The sequence below is a fragment of the Acinetobacter johnsonii genome (assembly GCF_048551975.1).
Classification (GTDB): Bacteria; Pseudomonadota; Gammaproteobacteria; order Pseudomonadales; family Moraxellaceae; genus Acinetobacter; species Acinetobacter johnsonii_A.
In genome coordinates this window covers 103,097-120,734 of sequence record NZ_JBIMCF010000001.1, presented here as the reverse complement: position 1 = coordinate 120,734, position 17,638 = coordinate 103,097, and the positions used below count along the sequence as shown (strand labels likewise).

Genomic DNA, 17,638 nt, shown 5'->3' with positions numbered 1-17,638 from the left:
TCACAACAACTGAATCAACTGATCTAAATCAGTATGGCGAACTTGAGCGGTCAAGGAAATACGTAGTCTAGAACTATGCTGCGGCACAGTCGGTGGTCGTACAGGCATAATATAAAAACCTGCCTGTTGCAAAGCTTTTGCCTTCTCCACCGTTTTGCTCGAATCCCCGATGATCACAGGGACAATTTGAGACGTTGATGGACAATCAAAACCTTTGGCCTGAACCGCTTGCTGCAAGGTCTGACTGATACTGTGTAAATGCTGTCTTGAGGTCTTTAACTGCAAGACTTTTTGCAAGATAAAGTTGCTCCACGCCATGCAGATCGGCGGTTGTGCCGTACTAAAAATCAATGGGCGCATAGTATTGATGAGATAGTCTCGAATCACAGGATGACAAATCAGATAGCCGCCGATTGAAGCCATAGCCTTACCCAAAGCACCAACCAAAAAGTCGATCTCATCAATCACTTGATATTGCTCGGCACAGCCCAAACCTTGCTCACCACGCACACCGATACCATGTGCTTCGTCGACATAGAGCATGACTTTTTCAAACTGTTTTTTGATGCGGACCAATTCAGTCAAATCGGTTTCGTCACCATCCATACTAAAAATTGACTCGGTCACCACAATCATCCGCTCAAAAGTATCATCGGTATGATAATTGTGTAAAAGTTGAGTCAAATGTGCCAAGTCATTATGGCGATAACGTACCAACTTCGCTGTCGATAAACGAATACCATCAATCATGCTGGCATGGATTAATTTATCAGCCAGAATTAGGGTTTTACTGTCCGCTAACGCAGGTAAAATACCAATATTCATGTGATAGCCGCTGTTGAATACCAAAGCCGCTCGACCATGAAAAGCTTGACTCAGACTGCTCTCAAACTGTTCATATTCAGGAAAATTACCCGTCAATAAGCGTGAAGAAGCTGAACTCATCCAGCGCTGCGCATTCGGTGTTTCCTCGAAAAACTGCTCACGCAATTCAATATTTGCAGCCAATCCTAGATAGTCATTCGATGCCAAATTCAACATCTCATGATCATTAATTCGAATCATCCGCCCTTGCTGCACATTGGACGTAAACTGGCGCAAATTGCCTTGCTGTTTAAGCACATCCAACTGCGCAGCAAAATGCTCTACATGCTTCATACAGCAGGCTCCTGCATCTGTACGACCACTTCAACCAATTGCTCAAGTAAGGTCTTGAGTTCCTGTGTGGTAATCACATAAGGGGGCATCACATAAACCAGTTTTCCAAACGGTCGCACCCAAATACCACGGCGGACAAACTCCTGTTGTAAGGTCTTCATATCTACATTAAACGTCAGCTCAACCACACCGATGGCCCCCAATACACGAACCTCGTGTACATATTCAAGTGACTGCAACGGTGTCAAAGCGGTACGAAGTTGTGTTTCGATGCGTTGAATATTGCTTTGCCAATCTTGTGAAATGAGGAGTTCTGTACTTTTCGCCGCCACCGCACACGCCAAGGGATTGGCCATAAACGTTGGGCCGTGCATAAACACACCCGCTTCGCCTCGACTGATGGTTTCAGCAATATGCTTTGTGGTTAAGGTTGCAGACAAGGTCATATAGCCGCCTGTCAAACCTTTACCAATACACATAATGTCAGGTTCGACCTGTGCATGCTCCCAAGCAAAGAGTTTCCCCGTTCGTCCAAAGCCCGTCGCAATTTCATCAAAAATCAGTAAAACGCCGTATTTTTCGCAGAGCAATTTGGCCTGTCGTAAATACTCAGGATGATAAAAACGCATCCCGCCTGCACCCTGAACAATCGGTTCAATAATCAGCGCGGCGATACTTTCATGCTGTGTTGCTAAGGTGTTTTCAAGCTCACGGATATCATCCTGATTCCATGCTGCATCAAAGGCAACTTGCGGTGCAGGAACAAAAATACGGTTGGGTAAGCTTGAGCCAAAAATTTGATGCATCCCTGTGACAGGGTCACAGACCGACATCGCATTCCATGTATCACCGTGGTAGCCCGAACGCGGGGTGACAAAATTGGTTTTGTTTTGTTTCCCAAGCGACGTCCAATACTGAACTGCCATCTTTAACGCCACTTCAACTGCAACAGAACCTGAGTCTGCATAGAAAATTTTATCTAAACTTGGCGGGGTGATTTGCAACAGTAATTTGCCCAGTTGAATGGCGGGATCATGGCTAAAACCACCAAACATAATATGCGACATGTTTTGCAGTTGATCCGTCACAGCCTGATTCAGTTCAGGATGATTATAGCCATGTATGGTGCACCACCACGAAGACATTCCATCAATCAGCTGACGACCATCCTCTAGTTCAATGGTTGAGCCAAAGGCTTTTTTGACTTTAAAAGTGGGGAGTGGATTGGTCATCGAGGTATAAGGATGCCAAATATGTTCCCGATCAAATGCTAAGTCATCCAACTCACCATCCAATTTGGCATTGATCTCAGTCATCCTTAACTCCATATCGACTACAGTTAGAGCAAAATTTCAATTTGACTGATCTTAAACCTGCGCGCATCAAAAAGAAATTGCGATATTCACCACTCAGCGAATTGTTTAATCCATTTTTTGTAAATATTGGCAGATTTGGTCAGTTACTTCATCGGTATAAAAAACTGGAAGCCCATGTGAACCACTTAAAAGCATCGTATCTAAAAAAATTGCACCTAAAGTTTTTAAATTATCCAAGACTTTGTAGCTAACTAAAAAATCTTGTTTGGCCAACAGATGGAGTTGATGTCCCGTATAATTTTGTAAGATCTCAACCGTATTTAAATGCTCTAAACAATTGAGTCCCTGTTTTAAAAGACCTAAAGATTGAGGCTGAAGCGAACTTTGCAACTTCAAAAAATCTTGCTTGGTGGTTGCCGTCCCTTGGCACACCATAAATCCAAATTTCTTTAAGGTCGCAATCGCATCTGCTTCGAAGGATTGTTTAAAGTTTTGAAATGTCGCTGGACTCATCGCGGTTGGCCAGTTTTCATGCGCCACAAAGCACGGATTTGAAGCCAGAGTGATTAATATTTTTTGCTGTTGATATTGCTGTTCAACAGCATCGACCAATAAAGTCGCCAGTTGCCCCCCCAAAGACCAACCGATAATGACATCAAAATCTTTGGCTTGTTCAGCATGTTCCTGTAACGCCTGTGTATCCAATCCATTAAAAATATTGATCAGCTCAACCATATGCCCTTTATGCTGCAAAGCATGAGCCAAAGGTTGCAGTAACTTGGTCCCACCACCCCAGCCCGTGATGAGTAAAATACGTTGATTCAATGCAGACTCTAAAACTGTAAATTTCAAACAGTATAAAACCTCAGACTCCGTTGCAAAGCAAGCCCTTTGAATGAACAGCAAATTTAAACAAATAATTCAGATTTAGACACCAGAATCTCAGCACTTTAGTGCCTTAAAATTTGCTAAGATCAATGAAATAGATTTCTGGACCGCCTATACCATGAAAATAATGCAAGTGGCAACGATTAGCTTACTTTCGCTAGGTAGTTTCTGTGCCATCAGTAATGCCTCTTATGCAGCACCAGCTTTTTCAAGCGCTTCATCAGACCAAAAGCAATGGGTAGGCAAGCCCGCACCGAGTTTTAAGTTACAAGATCAAAATGCCAAATGGCATGAGCTCAAACAATATCAAGGCAAATGGATCGTTCTGTATTTTTATCCGAAGGATGACTCGCCGGGCTGCACCCAAGAAGCCAATCAGTTCAAAGCACTCTACCCACAATTTAGCAAAAATAATGCGGTTGTCTTAGGCGTGAGTTTGGACGATGTACAGTCACATCAAAAATTTTCTAAAAAATTAGGGCTGAATTTCCGTATTTTGGCTGATCACAATCATCAACTGGCAAATCAACTCGGCATCGTGCGCAACTTAGGCATCGCGAAAATTGCAAAACGTGAAACCTTTCTGATTGACCCACAAGGTACAGTGGTCTATCACTACAGCAGTGTGAATACCCAAACCCATGCGGGACAAGTATTGGCAGATATTCAAAAATTCTCTAAAAAATAACCGATACAAAAAAGCCTTCGGACATTGATTCGAAGGCTTTTTTGATTACTCAGTATGTAAATGCAAAAGCCACATTTACATCAAGTGACAGGCATCTCTTACATTTGAGACTGAATGTAGTTTTGCAGACCAATCAACTCAATTAAACGTAATTGTTTTTCTAACCAATAGGTATGGTCTTCTTCGGTATCTGACATTTGCTGACGTAACATGTCACGGGTAATGTAATCACCCTTTTCTTCACACAATTTTACGCCTTTTGCTAATTTTTCACGTACATGATATTCAAGCTTTAAATCGGCTTTTAAGCATGAAACCACATCTTCACCAATTTCAACGTCATCACGTTGCATATTCGGTGTGCCTTCCAAAAACAAAACACGGCGAATAATCGCATCCGCATGTTGTACTTCTTCTTGCATTTCATGATCAATACGTTCAAAGATTTTGCTCAAACCCCAATCTTCATACATACGTGAATGAATGAGATATTGATCGCGTGCAGCCAATTCTCCACCGATCAACATATTTAAGTAGTCTACGACTTCAGGATTGCCACGCATTTCAAAATCTCCATTCTCTAATGCAACTATTATGGACACATTTAATTCACTTTGCAAAAGATAAATTATGTAAGTTTATGATTTTTATAAAATTAAAATGAGAAACATACGCATTTGCAGTATGACTCATCAAAATAATAGTTATAAAATAAGCCTTTGCAAACCTTCATCGCTTTTGCAAAGGCTTTTTAGGCTTGAACAGCTCTGTGCTTCATTTTGTAACCATTAAAAATGCTTCTTATTTCAGCCTTAGAACGGTTCATAATCTTTCATTTTTTTCTGAGCAACGGACCAAACAGATCGCATTTCTGCGGACTGGACTCGAGCCTGAGCTTGGCGATAAAAACGAAAAAATAACCCAGCAAAAAGAATAGAGAACATATCGACCCATTAAATATCGCCTGAGTAAAATAAATATATCCTCAGATCAATCAACTGATTTCACGCTTATAAATGACTCTGTAGGTCGACGATAACGATGAACACGCAAAGACTTTCCCTGCATTCACGTTTACACTAAGCATATACTTAAAACAACAACGGTTGATCTATGACAAATTTAGCAACACAAGCGCCTGTACTGGTCACAGGTGCATCGGGTTATATTGCCAGTTGGGTGATTCAAAAATTATTAACCCAAGGGTATACCGTTCATGCCACTGTACGTGACTTGAACAAAACCCAAAGCTTTGCACATTTATCTAAAATTGCAGACAGCAGTGCTGGAACACTGAAACTCTTTAAAGCCAATTTGCTTGAACCCAATTCCTTTAAAGAAGCGATGCAAGGCTGTGAAATTGTCTTTCATATGGCCTCTCCTTTCGTCGTTACCAACTATAAAGATGCGGTGAAAGACATCATTGAACCTGCTGTTTTGGGTACAGAAAATGTCTTAAACACCGTGAATGAAACTGAATCTGTTAAACGCGTCATTGTCACTTCGAGTATTGCGTCAACCTATGGCGATGCCATTGATATTTTAAAAACAGACCATAATACTTTTAATGAAAGTCACTGGAACACCAGCAGTTCTGAGACCCATCAGCCTTATCCATATTCTAAAGTGATGGCTGAGCGTAAAGCTTGGGAAATGGCTGAGGCACAAGATCGTTGGCAGTTGGTATGCATTAACCCTGCGTTAGTCTTTGGTCGTTCATTGACACCAAATACACAGTCAGGTTCGATTGAGGTCTTACAACAGTTTACCAATGGCTTGACTTTAGCAGGTGTCCCACCCATGTGGAATGGTGTGGTCGATGTTCAAGATGTTGCTGAAGCGCACTTACAAGCAGCATTCAACCCAGAAGCAACAGGTCGTTACATCGTCAGTGGTGGAACTTTAAGTCTGCTTGAAATCGGTCAATTGCTTAAAGCACATTTTGGTTGGAAGTTTCCATTTCCACGAAATGAACTGCCCAAAGTAGCCTTTAAGGTGATTGGTCCATTCATTGGTTTTAGCCGCGAGTTTGTTGAGTTAAATATGGGTTATCCGATTTATTTTGATGCGACCAAGAGCCAAAAAGAATTAGGCTTAAAGTATCGAAATGTCAAAGAAAGCTTGGTTGAGCACTTTCAACAATTGCTCGATGACGGTGTTATTAAGCAATATATTCCTTGAAAATAAATAAAAAGCATAGTGCTCGTCAACGTCATAACTGACAAGCACTATGCTTTTTCTAAATTAATGAAGGTATGGGATACACCAAATGTCATCAGCAACTGTTCGAGACAACACTACATGAGAAAAAAATGTTTCTGCGACAATTTTACTCATTGATAGCAATGAACGAGTTTTGCTGATGACTCATGCCTTTGGTTACTTTGGGCTAATCCAAAGTAACATACGAACTTCAAGCATTTGATGCGAATATGTAAGACTCCGCCATGAATCCCTCATCATTAAAAGTCATTTTAGTCATGCTTTAACTGAACGGAGTTATCTAGACAGTATATTTTTATCCAAATCAAAAATCTAAACCTCTAACTGACCATAATCTTTCATCAGTTGAATAAACTCAGCTTCATTAATCACAGCAATCCCAAGCTTCTCCGCTTTATCTAGCTTTGAACCTGCTTTTTCACCTGCAACAACACACTTGGTTTTACTCGACACACTACCACTCACACGTGCGCCCAATGCTTGTAGGAGCTGTGTTGCTTCATCACGCCCCATCGTACTGAGTGTGCCCGTCACAACCCAACTTTCGCCATTTAGAGGTTGGCGACTTGGTGCCACAGGCGCGTCCCAGTGAATACCTGCTGCCAATAATCGGTCCAAAACTTCAAGGTTATGCGGTGCTTGGAAAAAGTCGACGATCCACTCCGCCGTGATATCCCCCACATCTGGAGTTTTCTTTAAAGCTTCAATGTCTGCGACACGTAACGCATCTAAAGTTTGGAAAGTATTGGCCAACATACGCGCTGTGGTTTCACCCACCCCACGAATCCCTAGTGCATAAATAAATGCAGCCAAAGTGGTTTTCTTGCTATTTTCAATCGAATCAATCAAGTTCTGAACGGACTTCTCACCCATTTTTTCAATGGTTAATAGCTTTTCTCGGTGCTCATGTAGATGATAAATATCAGCCACATCTTTAAGCAAATCAAGATGTAACAATGATTCGACCCAACGATCACCCAAACCTTCAATATCAAGCGCTTTACGTGACACGAAGTGGCGAATTGCCTCGATACGCTGTGCAGCACAATACAAACCACCAGAGCAACGCGCTAAAGCTTCACCTTCGGGCATCACCACAGGTGATTCGCACACGGGACATTGGCTCGGGAGTTCAACTTCAGTGGCATCGACAGGGCGGAACTCAGGCCACACTTTTTCCACTTTGGGAATCACCAGGAAGTGTCACCTTACAACTAACTTTTCATCATGCAAACATTATTGTAATAAGTGAAATTTTGGTATAAAAATAGAACATCTTCACTAGTTGAAACTATCAAAAAGAGAATGGCTGTGATAGATCATGACGAAAGGCTCATTTTTTTATCTACGTTTATTAGTGTCGGTGAGTTGGTCAGAAAATGGATTGATTCTAAGAGCACGGATCAACAGCCCTTGCTTTCCCTTATCTTGATTCGGTACATCGAACTGATCCATTCACCTTTCAACAATGATGATACAAACGAGCTAATTCTTAACCTTACTTACATTCGTGCGGACCTTTGCCAGCAGAATAAATTTAAATATGCAAATGAAAGGTATAAACAGATTTGCTTGCTCATAAAGCACATGATTTATGAGAGCTATTTCAAAGGCGGAAATGTCGATGGTCTATCTTTCCTCATGTGTACTCTCACTGAACCTCAATACGAAGCCTGTAAGTCTGAGAAAATTCCATTCGAGGTTTCTCTCAAGTTCAACTATGACCTTTCCAAATCAGAGACAGTAGACAACGCTAAAGATCATTCTCTCTCACCTACTGTTGCACTAAGGCTTGAATACTTATCAGGAATTTTGAATGCTGATGTTTATTATTTAATTTCAAATTTTATATCTCAGTCGGGTAAGCAGCGACAAACCAAACTATCATTTTTATTAAAAACATACATAGCAGTACTATATGAAGCACTTAACAATAACAATCCAGGTGAACTCGCTAAAAGCCTACACTATATTCGAATAGACCTCTGCAAAAGATACACTTTTAAAAGCAGTAGAATTTTAATAAGTGATCTTCAAATACTCATTAAGAAATTAATTAATATAGAATTTTTTAATAAACAAGAATCAAATAAACTAGATAACTTTCTTACTGTACCAACAGAATCTCAATTCCAACTAATTAAATCTGAAATTATACCAGAAGAAATATCTAATCTTTTCTCACATGAATCTAGCGCCGATGAGAACTTTAAGAAAATACTAAACTCCACCTGCACTCCAGAAATTGCTAATAGATTAAAAGAGCACGTTAACAGTTTTAAGCATAAGAAACATCATAGAGGCCCATTAATTCAATTTTTAGAGCAAATTTCATCAACTAATATTGAGTGGTATAAACATCCCAGAATTATTCAAGGTGAACTTTTAAAATATAGAGGTAACTTGCTTGATGAATATCAAAGAAATACAGCATATGGTAAATTCCAGAACGTTAAGAACTCACTTGATGTATTAGTTAAACATGGCGTATTGCCAGAAAACGTTGAACTTCCGGACAATTTGCGTAGGTGTATAAATACGCAAAAGGTGCGAAAAGACAACCCGCTCATTTGTGAAGTGGACATGTATGATGAAAAAAAGCGTGATGAATACATAAACACCCCCCAGTTTATCGAGTCTTTAAAGAGCGAACTTTCATATAACTTGTGTATCCTTGTGAAAAACGCCCAAGAGATTGTTTTTCAGGGGTACAAAAAGTTTTGTAATAAAAATATCATCATAGAGCAAAGCCAGTTTGATGAATTCATGAACCACCCTCAATTACTCGTAAGTAGAACAAAAGGCAGCAATTCTAAGTCAAAGGTAAGCCCTTTTAATAGCGCACATCCATTACGCTTAAATAATTTAACTGCTTATTACAATCATTACTTTAATGATCTACTAAATAGCAAAACTCAACATAATATTAACAATCTCGCTATAAGCGAAGATATCCTTGGATATCTAGGCTTAACAAGCAGTATTGCATCTGCGATGCAAACCATCATCACAGAAGAATTAGGGATTAATCCATACTCGCTTTATAGAGTAAAAATATCATCTGACGGTCACGGCCATGAATTTGTTATAGTGGATGATGAGGGTTCTGTAAGAATTAAAGCTTTAAAGCCACGAGCTAGAAGCGCTCGCTCAAGAAAAGCAGAAGGATCTTATAAATCATTAGCCGATATAGATGCATATGAAATAAATGCAGCAGCTTGCTTAAGAATGGCATTAGAAATGACAGCAAGAATCAGAGAGACCTTGGGAATACGAGATCTATGGGTTTGCCTATCTTGTCACGGTACCACTGTTCCATGTCCTGAAACATTCCAAAATAAATTTAATAAGTTCTGCTTGACGCTCTCACCTCAGAACACGACTTTGCAGGAAGCTACATTAAAAAAAGTACGAGCATCAAAAGGAGTTTTAATTTATTTAAATTCAAATGGCGACTCCATCAAGACTTCGACATATTTTGGCAATACTGTTAAGACAACTCTTAATCGTTACATCCCGAAATATTTAACTGAGATAATTTACAGACTCAAAATAAGAAACTTTCAGAAGATATTTCTGTTTATGGCTACCTCATCTGATAAATTACCTTTCAAGTCACTAAATATGAGTGAGGCCGAATTTAAATTACAGCTAAAACAAGTTTTCAATAATCCAGATATGGGAGGTAATTTATACGAAAAACTAACTAACCCTTGTATAGATAATGAGGAAGATATCCCACTATATTTTTGTGTATCTGATCTAAATCTTCAGTTAGCTATAAAGTATGCGAAAGATGGTAAAGATGAGAAGTTAAAGAAAAACTGTAAAGATGTACTTGATAAGATTGGACAAGAGTCCTCAGTAATGATGAAGCATATGCTTAGGACAGCACAGTTAAATGTCGAGAAAAATAGTTCTTAGGTGTGTAAATAATGAAAAGTAATTTAAGCCCTATAAAGGAACGCATAGACCCTAATGACTTGCTAGAGACCATTGTTAATTCCTCTTACCCTAAACCTCGATGGATGTTGAACGAGTCTATAAATGATAAAACTTGGTACTTATCCAAAGTTGGTATTAGTTTAACCTTCTATAAGGGAAACATTAATAAAGCACAAAAGTTTGAATTCAAACAAAAGATTGCAGACAATGAGTATTTAACTGACAAAATTAATGAAGCATTATTAATAGATATACGTAACAGTCTTCTGTATCTTGATACAACAGGTAAAATTACAAGACCAGCTAGGATTTCGGATATCGCTCTATCTGTAATTCACCTCATCTACCATGCAAATGAATTTCGTATTTCCAAGAACGAACCTTTAGTTAGAAGCCTAGAGCAAATCAAATTCAAAGAGTTGAAACATTACTTGTTATCTTTCAATGTAGAGAGGGATTTGTTTGAAAAAGCAGTTAATTTTATATTAATAAAATGGAACTCAAGGCGCGATATAAACTGGTCTTTAATAAAAACTGAGTTTGCTCTTACAACTAGGGAATTTAAAAGTCTTAAATACAAGATAATTAAATACTTAGAATCAAAAGATGATGGCTTTTTTTCTCAAATGGCGTATAAGCGAGAATACAATAATGCATGTACACGAGAGTTTGACATAGACTTTGATTTGTATCCAAGTCAAAGTACAATCTCTAATGAAATATCTAAACTGGAAGCCTTTTTTACTGCAAGAACTGCCCAAAAATATAAGTTTCAGTATTCGCCAATGAAACTGTTTTCTGTGGGAAGGACTATTTTTGATGAAATGATCGATAGAGTGAAAACTCCATTGATGCCAATTCCATTATCCCTTCATACAATTTCCTCAGCATTACATTTTGCACGCGTTTATGGGGAACCACTTCGTCAGTACCTTTCGGATTTATCTAAAGGCGAAGTTAACAGGATAAAGGAACTGGGTATAGCTTTATCAACCAGCAGGCAACATAGCCTAAAGATAAAGAATTATGTATATAAAACAACTAAGATCCCAGACTCTCTCAAACCTTTAATTATTACGTCATGGGAAAAAGGAGATGACAGTAAATTTGACTATAGCGAATTAAGAAATGGCATGTCTGTTAATATGGCTATCAGACTTTACACAGCTGCAATATGGATTCTGATCGCCAGCTTCTCTGCTGGCAGAACAACATCATTGCGGACTTTAAACCGTAATTGTTTTGTACAATCCCCAGTTGATGGTTTGTTTGACATAGTCATGAAAATCCCTAAAAGTTCAGAAAGGCTAGAGTTAGAAAAAGTACATAGACCTATCCCTGATTTAATATACGATTACGGTCTAGAGTTCGCTTTAATGGTATGTGAACTTGAAGAAAGACGAGGTTTTATAGGAGATGAGAATGAACTATTTTTATTTGGTTGTGCATTGTCATATAGATCAATAAGTGCGGCTCGTGAAGATGGCGGGGAAAACTCTAAACACCCTTTAAGCGCTGACTATATTAATGCTTCCATTAATATGTTTATGGACTGGATTGAATCTCCCCTGATCGATGGAAAAAGATGGTATCCATCAACACACCAATTTAGAAGACTATTTGCTGTAGTGTATTTTAACTTCTCAGATCAAGTTGGATTAGATGAGCTATCTTGGTTCATGGGTCACTCTAACCTCGATCAAACATTCTATTATGCAGAAGTGTCACCTGATGATGAATGGATCGACGAAGCTGAGGCTACTATTGCACGGATAGGGGCATCATTAAACAAGCATATTAATGGTGATGAAGCAGTAAGAAGCATCGTTAACAAAGCCAGACAGTCAACAAATATTTCAACTGTGCTAGAGACACTGGTCCATAGATTGATTGACGAACATAAAGAAAAAACAGGTCAACAAGTCCGTTTCTGTAAGATTGATGGAAACGAAGTTTTCTTTTACTTTATTAAGCCATAAAAGTAGGAATTTAGTTATGTCAAAGTTTAAGAAGGGCGAAACTTCGAAACCAGTTATCGACAAAAAGATTGAAATATCCTCATCTATAAAGCGAAAAACTGAACTCATAAATAAGATAGAATGCTTTGAAGATATACCTAGCAGCTTGGAAATAAAAAAAAATACCATCTCACAAACTTCAGTTCATAAGTGGGATGATAGTGATCTTAATATTATATCTTATTCTTACAATACAGCTCATGCTGAGCATAACTTAAAATATTTAAACGATCTAATTGATTCAATTAAAAATGCCAATCATAGGCTTTCTAAACTCTCAGAATCAGAAAGGAAGGATAAAGGTAATTCCACCGCCAGAATATCACAAAATGAAGTCAACAAACTAAAAATTGAAAACGAGGAATTACGTGTTGCATTAGCGGAAGTGTATAGAGCTTATATGAGCCTTTTAGATCAATGTCGAGAAGATAAGGAAATCGATGCTGCATATAGAAAACTTATTCTATCTCAAGCTCAAATCCTAGGTAGAAATCGACTCTGGTTGGTTAAATAATGTCGTCTGTAGTCGTTGCAAAAGATCCTAACCTTAAATTTCTCAATACTATTAGGCGAATAGACCAAAACAATGATTGCCCACTTCCCATGATTTTAAAGAAAGGTGGTAAGTTTGATTGGGATGCTAACTCATTTATTACACATTATGGCGGTGGTTCACAAACATATAATATTCGCCCATTAGCAAAAACCGTTCAAAAAAAAGCATATAGTTTAAATTTGTTCTGTGATTTCCTTGAGGATAATTCTATAAATCTGAGTGAGATTAATGATAGCACTCTTTATCAATATATTAAGGAGTCAAAAGATAGGAATATTACAGACGGTACTATTATTCAACATGGAAGGACTGCAATTGAGTATATAGATTATCTCAGTAAAATGTATCCAGAATGGAAACTGGGTACTACAGGGAAAGATTCAGATAAAATATTCAGCGTGCATTATGAAAAACTTAAATTCAAGAAAGGAAGTATAACAGGTGAGTATTTTTATCATGAATCACTTGTCGGACTAATTAACATTGCCTCTGAAGTTGAATACGTTCATGATCACGAGTTAGTTATGTGGCTAGATGCCATCAACTGCACAACCAATCACCCAAGAATAAATACATTCCTCATAAGCAGGTGGGAAGCCTTAACCACATTACTAGATGTTACAGGCTCTAGAATAAGTGAAGCTCACGAGATAACCCGAACTATGATAAAAAAAGCAGCGGATTCATTACTCATCAGTGACAAGCAGCCAATAATCCGAAATATTCCCATAAGAAAAGGAAAATACAAAGGTAAAACTCGATCAGTGAGGACTACCCATGAGGATATTCAAGTTATTCTTTTATACGTCCATTTAATTGAAAATATGTTTCCTGATATGGGGCATGATGCTCTTTTTGTCGATTCAGTCACAGGAAAACCATTGAAATCTACTTATTTAAAAAATTATGCAAAAAAGGTTATTAATGGTAGTAAGTATTGTGAGGCTTTGAGGCACCTTACCAATCATTCTTTTCGCCATAGATTCATTACTCTTAATATAGCTAAAGCAATTAAGAAAATATCAGCACAAGGTAGCTTTTCAAGTATTCTGAGTGTTGCTTCAAATGCATGCCGTAAAGTTACCATGCACGCAAACAATGAATCTTTATCACATTATGTGCATCTAGCCACTGAATATAATGAAAAAAACGATCAAGCAGATATAGATATGAGCAATGTTTCTCCTCAAATTAGAATTCGTGTAAAGAAAATGATCTCAATTGCAAATTTGTTCCGCTTAAAGGAAATAAACGAAGCTGAAGCTTTAGATTCTCTTCTCTCAACGATAGATGGATTTAAGAAGTTCACTTGAACTCAAGTAAGCTCCCAGTTACGCGGTAGAGAATCACACAATTTATAACTTATAGTTTTCCCTCTTTAGAATGATTCTAGTTGATCATTTTCAATATCATTGAAAATATTCAATATAAAAGTATTCTTATTTTCTAATTCACTTAACTCTTTGGAGATAACATCTTCATACTTATCGAAAAAACTTTGAAGATCTGGGTTTTTACTAATGATATTTTCAATGAAAACCTTCTCGGTTTTACGTCGTTCGAGTACATTTTCCAAACTCTTTTGTTCCTCAATTAATGCTTCTTTGACCTTCTTTACTTTCTCAACATTTCGATAGGATTTTAAATAAGAGGATTCGCTGTATCTAAAAATATTACGATTATTCTCGTCTCTCACCGTTAAAAGGAAATTGCATTTCACTAGAATATTTAATCCTCTATAAATACTTTGCTTTTCAGAGGGCCTAACAAATTGTCTATCATTAAAAATAGCCTTTATAAAGTCATTCGCTCGCCATTCGATGATTTCATGATTCAGTAAAATGTGAAAAAAATCACTGTAAAAAGGTAGAGTATATTTTGACATGGATTAGCACGATTAAAGCAAAAAAGAGTTGATGACCTTAGCGTTGAACTGTATATAGAATCATAACTTTAACAATTGGTAGAGGTTTAAAAATACGCACTTGAGATCAACGAAGATCTAGCAAGTTTGTTCAAAAATTACCATCGGCAATGCAATGTAGACTTCTTGATTTCACAATACTAAGGAATCCTTAGTAATAACTCAAGTTAAAACTAAGAAAATCTTAGTTTTAAGGTGGGTGCTTATGTTTCATGCCAACACATAATTTAAATGTTTTTGCCTTACGACTTCGTATAGCGCGCAAAGCAAAAAAACTTTCACAAGAGCGCTTGGGGATCTTGGCTGGAATTGATGAATCTTCTGCTAGTGCACGTATGAATCAGTATGAACGAGGAAAACATGTTCCTGATTTTTTAATGGCTTCCAAGATTGCAGAAATTTTAAATTTACCAACAGCATATTTTTATGTAGAAAACGATTTATTGGCAGAAATAATACAAGTTAGTCATACTTTAAGTAATGAGCAAAAGTTAGAAGTTCTACGGTTTATTAAAGACTTACAAAATTGAATAGCCAATGCCCTATACTTAAATAAAAAATTGCTCAAGCACTTGTATTTGTATATCACACCTAAAATCTGCCACGCATTTCACTAGCAAACCAGCCACTCTTAAAGAGTGGTGATTTCATCAAAAGATCCAATTTTTCTCATCGAGTCTCCACTAATTTCGAATGTATAAGAGTTATGAATAATTCGATCTAAAATTGCATCAGCAATCGTAGGATCATTAAATTTCTCATACCAAATATCATAAGAGTATTGGCTTGTAATAAGTAAACTGCCTTACATTGAAAAATTATCAATAAAATCTAATAAAATTCCTTCTACAGCAGATGGAATAGAGGTATGAACCGTACCGGGTTTGTCGGAGAGTCAATATTCTGAGAGACTATCGCGATGACAAAATTAAAATATACCCCTGAAATCAGAGAAAGAGCGGTTCAATTATTGATTGAATCCGAGAAAGATTATCCATCGAATTGGGCTGCAATCACAGCAATTGCGCCTAAGATCGGTTGTACTCCTGAAACACTTCGTGCCTGGCATCAAAAGCATTTAGATCAGCAAAATCCTATTAAAGTACAACAGATATCTGATCAAGAAAAAATGAAGCAAATGGAACGCGAAAATAAAGAACTGCAACGCGCCAATGAGATTCTACGTAAAGCAGCCGCTTTTTTCGCCCAGGCGGAGCTCGACCGCCCACACAAATAATGGTGGATTTCATCCATAACAATAAAGACTTATATGGTGTTGAGGCGATTTGTAGGATTTTACCGATCGCAGCTTCAACCTATTATCGAACACTAGATTTCGCTGATAATCCAGAACATCGAGCGAAACGAGATCTACATGATGAGCATCATGCTGAACAAATTAAACGAATTTGGAAAGAAAGTTCAGGTCGATATGGTGTACGTAAAGTCTGGCAAAAATTAAAACGTGAGGGTTATGTTATTGCACGTTGTACAGTTGCTCGATTGATGCAAAAGCTAGGTATACAAGGTGTTTGGCGTGGTAAGAATAAACAAACCACCCGTAACCGAGATGACCAAAAACGGGCAGATGATTTAGTGAAACGTAATTTTAATGCTGATCATCCAAACCCTTGCGAAGCAATGCTTCTCAGGTGGGTGACTTTACCTATATTCAAACTCATTCAGGCTGGGTCTATACCGCCTTTATTATTGATGTGTTCTCACGAGCAATTGTTGGATGGAAAGTATCGACACGGATGAATACAGATATGGTGCTCGATGCATTAGAGCAAGCCTTGCACGATCGAGGCATGCCAAAGAATGTGATTCATCATTCCGATAGAGGTGTTCAATATCTTTCTATTCGCTATACCAATCGTTTAGAAGCTGCAAATTTACGAGCATCAGTCGGTACAACTGGTGATTCATACGATAATGCTCTGGCTGAAACGGTGAATGGCTTATACAAAACAGAGGTGATTGAATATTTAAAAGCAGATTGGCAAGGTTTAGCAGATGTACAACTTGCGACCTGGGTAGATTGGTTCAATAAAAAGCGTGTACACAGTGCACTGGGTTATGTATCGCCTTTTGAGTTTGAAGCAATGTACTATGATAAGATTAACCCGTTAGGTCAGGTGGCCTAACTTAAATAAAAAAGTCTCCGACAAACCCGGTACGGTTCAAATTCGTGATACAACGGCAAACGTACAGGTCTCTTCATGTTCAGTCTTTTAGTCTTTTATTAAAAATGAGGATTATAGTCCGTGGATATTTAATCCTCAATTAGTGATATTTCTATTTTTTGAACAATTTATTTTAAATGTTAGAATTATCTATTGAGATTGGTCAATTAATATGCAAAAAAAGAAAAGAGAAAAAAATTACACAAGAAGCTTTAGCGTTACAGTGTGGTATTGACCGTAGTTATCATGGTCGTATTGAACGTGGAGAGGTCAATATTACAGTTTTAAAGCTTTATGAAATCGCGCATATTCTTAAAGTTGAACCTTATCATTTACTACCTAAAGATTAACTAGATAAGAACTTGTTTGCTAAAAAGCTAAATTTATAAATTGTGGTATTAGCATTTACCCTAAAGACTTATAGGGTTCTGCTTGGTATGAACTATTTGTTATAGTGCTAATGTTTCATTTTTTAATTTTATAAGTTCCTCTACTAGCAAATTTTTTGGCGAGATCGGGGTTACTTCTAAACAATTGTTTAATTAAGATGGGATCACCATTTGGAGCCTTACTCCATACAGCATCATTCTTTACATAAAGTACTGTTTCGGTGCGTGCAGCCTCAATAAATCTTTCATGCAGTACCTTAGCTGCTGTAGCAGCTATCTCCCTTTCATCCTCTATACTTTTAATTTTCATGTTTAAAACCTTATGTTGCTTTAAATGGGTTAAATTA

15 protein-coding genes, 2 pseudogenes and 1 other annotated feature are annotated in these 17,638 nt (G+C 37.7%); of the genes and pseudogenes, 9 read left to right on the top strand and 8 right to left on the bottom strand.

Going from position 1 to position 17,638, the window contains the following annotated elements:
* The 3 genes from ACG9ZB_RS00570 to ACG9ZB_RS00560 all read right to left on the bottom strand — a co-directional run bounded on the left by ACG9ZB_RS00570 (position 1) and on the right by ACG9ZB_RS00560 (position 3,326).
* Positions 1-1,158 (bottom strand): 8-amino-7-oxononanoate synthase, encoded by a 1,158-nt coding sequence (locus ACG9ZB_RS00570; protein WP_419323440.1) that lies wholly within the window; start codon positions 1,156-1,158, stop codon positions 1-3.
* Complete coding sequence (bioA, locus tag ACG9ZB_RS00565) at positions 1,155-2,474, bottom strand: adenosylmethionine--8-amino-7-oxononanoate transaminase (RefSeq protein ID WP_419323439.1); 1,320 nt, start codon at positions 2,472-2,474, stop codon at positions 1,155-1,157. Before bioA ends, ACG9ZB_RS00570 begins: the two co-directional genes overlap by 4 nt.
* A 105-nt stretch (positions 2,475-2,579) precedes the next feature.
* A complete protein-coding gene (locus tag ACG9ZB_RS00560) occupies positions 2,580-3,326 on the bottom strand; it encodes a hydrolase (protein WP_419323437.1) in 747 nt (248 codons plus the stop codon).
* 163 nt (positions 3,327-3,489) lie between these two features.
* On the opposite strand from ACG9ZB_RS00560, the gene ACG9ZB_RS00555 reads away from it, so the two are divergent.
* The gene (locus ACG9ZB_RS00555) at positions 3,490-4,050 is read left to right on the top strand and encodes a peroxiredoxin (protein WP_419323789.1); all 561 of its coding nucleotides are present in this window, start codon (positions 3,490-3,492) and stop codon (positions 4,048-4,050) included.
* A 98-nt stretch (positions 4,051-4,148) separates the two neighbouring features.
* On the opposite strand, the gene ftn is transcribed toward ACG9ZB_RS00555, so the two are convergent.
* Positions 4,149-4,613 (bottom strand): heteropolymeric bacterioferritin subunit Ftn, encoded by a 465-nt coding sequence (gene ftn, locus ACG9ZB_RS00550; RefSeq protein WP_419323787.1) that lies wholly within the window; start codon positions 4,611-4,613, stop codon positions 4,149-4,151.
* 550 nt (positions 4,614-5,163) lie between these two features.
* Between ftn and ACG9ZB_RS00545 the strand changes: the two genes are divergently transcribed.
* Positions 5,164-6,231: an SDR family oxidoreductase gene (locus ACG9ZB_RS00545; protein WP_419323435.1), complete on the top strand. Its 1,068-nt coding sequence runs from the start codon at positions 5,164-5,166 to the stop codon at positions 6,229-6,231.
* A gap of 354 nt (positions 6,232-6,585) precedes the next feature.
* On the opposite strand, the pseudogene ACG9ZB_RS00540 reads toward ACG9ZB_RS00545, so the two are convergent.
* A pseudogene (locus tag ACG9ZB_RS00540) lies at positions 6,586-7,467 on the bottom strand (helix-hairpin-helix domain-containing protein); the annotation flags it as partial.
* A 111-nt stretch (positions 7,468-7,578) separates the two neighbouring features.
* On the opposite strand from ACG9ZB_RS00540, the gene ACG9ZB_RS00535 reads away from it, so the two are divergent.
* From ACG9ZB_RS00535 to ACG9ZB_RS00520, 4 genes are read left to right on the top strand one after another with little or no spacing between them, the layout of a single operon-like run.
* Complete coding sequence (locus ACG9ZB_RS00535) at positions 7,579-10,197, top strand: hypothetical protein (RefSeq protein WP_419323433.1); 2,619 nt, start codon at positions 7,579-7,581, stop codon at positions 10,195-10,197.
* Between the two features lie 11 nt (positions 10,198-10,208).
* The gene (locus ACG9ZB_RS00530; protein WP_419323431.1) at positions 10,209-12,197 is read left to right on the top strand and encodes a hypothetical protein; all 1,989 of its coding nucleotides are present in this window, start codon (positions 10,209-10,211) and stop codon (positions 12,195-12,197) included.
* 16 nt (positions 12,198-12,213) lie between these two features.
* Positions 12,214-12,750: a hypothetical protein gene (locus tag ACG9ZB_RS00525; protein WP_348923148.1), complete on the top strand. Its 537-nt coding sequence runs from the start codon at positions 12,214-12,216 to the stop codon at positions 12,748-12,750.
* Entirely contained in the window at positions 12,750-14,105 is a 1,356-nt protein-coding gene (locus tag ACG9ZB_RS00520) for a site-specific integrase (protein WP_348923150.1), read from the top strand. Before ACG9ZB_RS00525 ends, ACG9ZB_RS00520 begins: the two co-directional genes overlap by 1 nt.
* A 65-nt stretch (positions 14,106-14,170) precedes the next feature.
* On the opposite strand, the gene ACG9ZB_RS00515 is transcribed toward ACG9ZB_RS00520, so the two are convergent.
* A complete protein-coding gene (locus ACG9ZB_RS00515; protein WP_348923152.1) occupies positions 14,171-14,677 on the bottom strand; it encodes a hypothetical protein in 507 nt (168 codons plus the stop codon).
* Between the two features lie 251 nt (positions 14,678-14,928).
* On the opposite strand from ACG9ZB_RS00515, the gene ACG9ZB_RS00510 reads away from it, so the two are divergent.
* Complete coding sequence (locus ACG9ZB_RS00510) at positions 14,929-15,246, top strand: helix-turn-helix transcriptional regulator (RefSeq protein ID WP_348923154.1); 318 nt, start codon at positions 14,929-14,931, stop codon at positions 15,244-15,246.
* Positions 15,247-15,347: 101 nt separating this feature from the next.
* Here the strand turns inward: ACG9ZB_RS00510 and ACG9ZB_RS00505 are convergent, their stop codons facing one another.
* A complete protein-coding gene (locus ACG9ZB_RS00505; RefSeq protein WP_348923162.1) occupies positions 15,348-15,509 on the bottom strand; it encodes an ATP-binding protein in 162 nt (53 codons plus the stop codon).
* A 126-nt stretch (positions 15,510-15,635) separates the two neighbouring features.
* Here ACG9ZB_RS00505 and ACG9ZB_RS00500 point away from each other — a divergent pair.
* Positions 15,636-16,863, top strand: a pseudogene (locus ACG9ZB_RS00500) (IS3 family transposase).
* Positions 15,911-16,027 (top strand) — a sequence feature (AL1L pseudoknot). (Overlaps the previous pseudogene by 117 nt.)
* Before the next feature lie 176 nt (positions 16,864-17,039).
* The gene (locus ACG9ZB_RS00495) at positions 17,040-17,252 is read left to right on the top strand and encodes a helix-turn-helix domain-containing protein (protein ID WP_419323428.1); all 213 of its coding nucleotides are present in this window, start codon (positions 17,040-17,042) and stop codon (positions 17,250-17,252) included.
* Between the two features lie 115 nt (positions 17,253-17,367).
* Here the strand turns inward: ACG9ZB_RS00495 and ACG9ZB_RS00490 are convergent, their stop codons facing one another.
* A complete protein-coding gene (locus ACG9ZB_RS00490; RefSeq protein WP_348923156.1) occupies positions 17,368-17,601 on the bottom strand; it encodes a hypothetical protein in 234 nt (77 codons plus the stop codon).
* Positions 17,602-17,638 lie beyond the last annotated feature (37 nt).

Coding starts and splice junctions, on each gene's coding strand:
- ACG9ZB_RS00525 (WP_348923148.1), top strand. CDS start 12,214: ATGTCAAAGTTTAAGAAGGGCGAAACTTCGAAACCAGTTATCGACAAA.
- ACG9ZB_RS00490 (WP_348923156.1), bottom strand. CDS start 17,601: ATGAAAATTAAAAGTATAGAGGATGAAAGGGAGATAGCTGCTACAGCA.
- ACG9ZB_RS00520 (WP_348923150.1), top strand. CDS start 12,750: ATGTCGTCTGTAGTCGTTGCAAAAGATCCTAACCTTAAATTTCTCAAT.
- ACG9ZB_RS00570 (WP_419323440.1), bottom strand. CDS start 1,158: ATGAAGCATGTAGAGCATTTTGCTGCGCAGTTGGATGTGCTTAAACAG.
- ACG9ZB_RS00495 (WP_419323428.1), top strand. CDS start 17,040: ATGTTAGAATTATCTATTGAGATTGGTCAATTAATATGCAAAAAAAGA.
- ACG9ZB_RS00530 (WP_419323431.1), top strand. CDS start 10,209: ATGAAAAGTAATTTAAGCCCTATAAAGGAACGCATAGACCCTAATGAC.
- ACG9ZB_RS00555 (WP_419323789.1), top strand. CDS start 3,490: ATGCAAGTGGCAACGATTAGCTTACTTTCGCTAGGTAGTTTCTGTGCC.
- ACG9ZB_RS00510 (WP_348923154.1), top strand. CDS start 14,929: ATGCCAACACATAATTTAAATGTTTTTGCCTTACGACTTCGTATAGCG.
- ACG9ZB_RS00515 (WP_348923152.1), bottom strand. CDS start 14,677: ATGTCAAAATATACTCTACCTTTTTACAGTGATTTTTTTCACATTTTA.
- ftn (WP_419323787.1), bottom strand. CDS start 4,613: ATGCGTGGCAATCCTGAAGTCGTAGACTACTTAAATATGTTGATCGGT.
- ACG9ZB_RS00535 (WP_419323433.1), top strand. CDS start 7,579: ATGGCTGTGATAGATCATGACGAAAGGCTCATTTTTTTATCTACGTTT.
- bioA (WP_419323439.1), bottom strand. CDS start 2,474: ATGACTGAGATCAATGCCAAATTGGATGGTGAGTTGGATGACTTAGCA.
- ACG9ZB_RS00545 (WP_419323435.1), top strand. CDS start 5,164: ATGACAAATTTAGCAACACAAGCGCCTGTACTGGTCACAGGTGCATCG.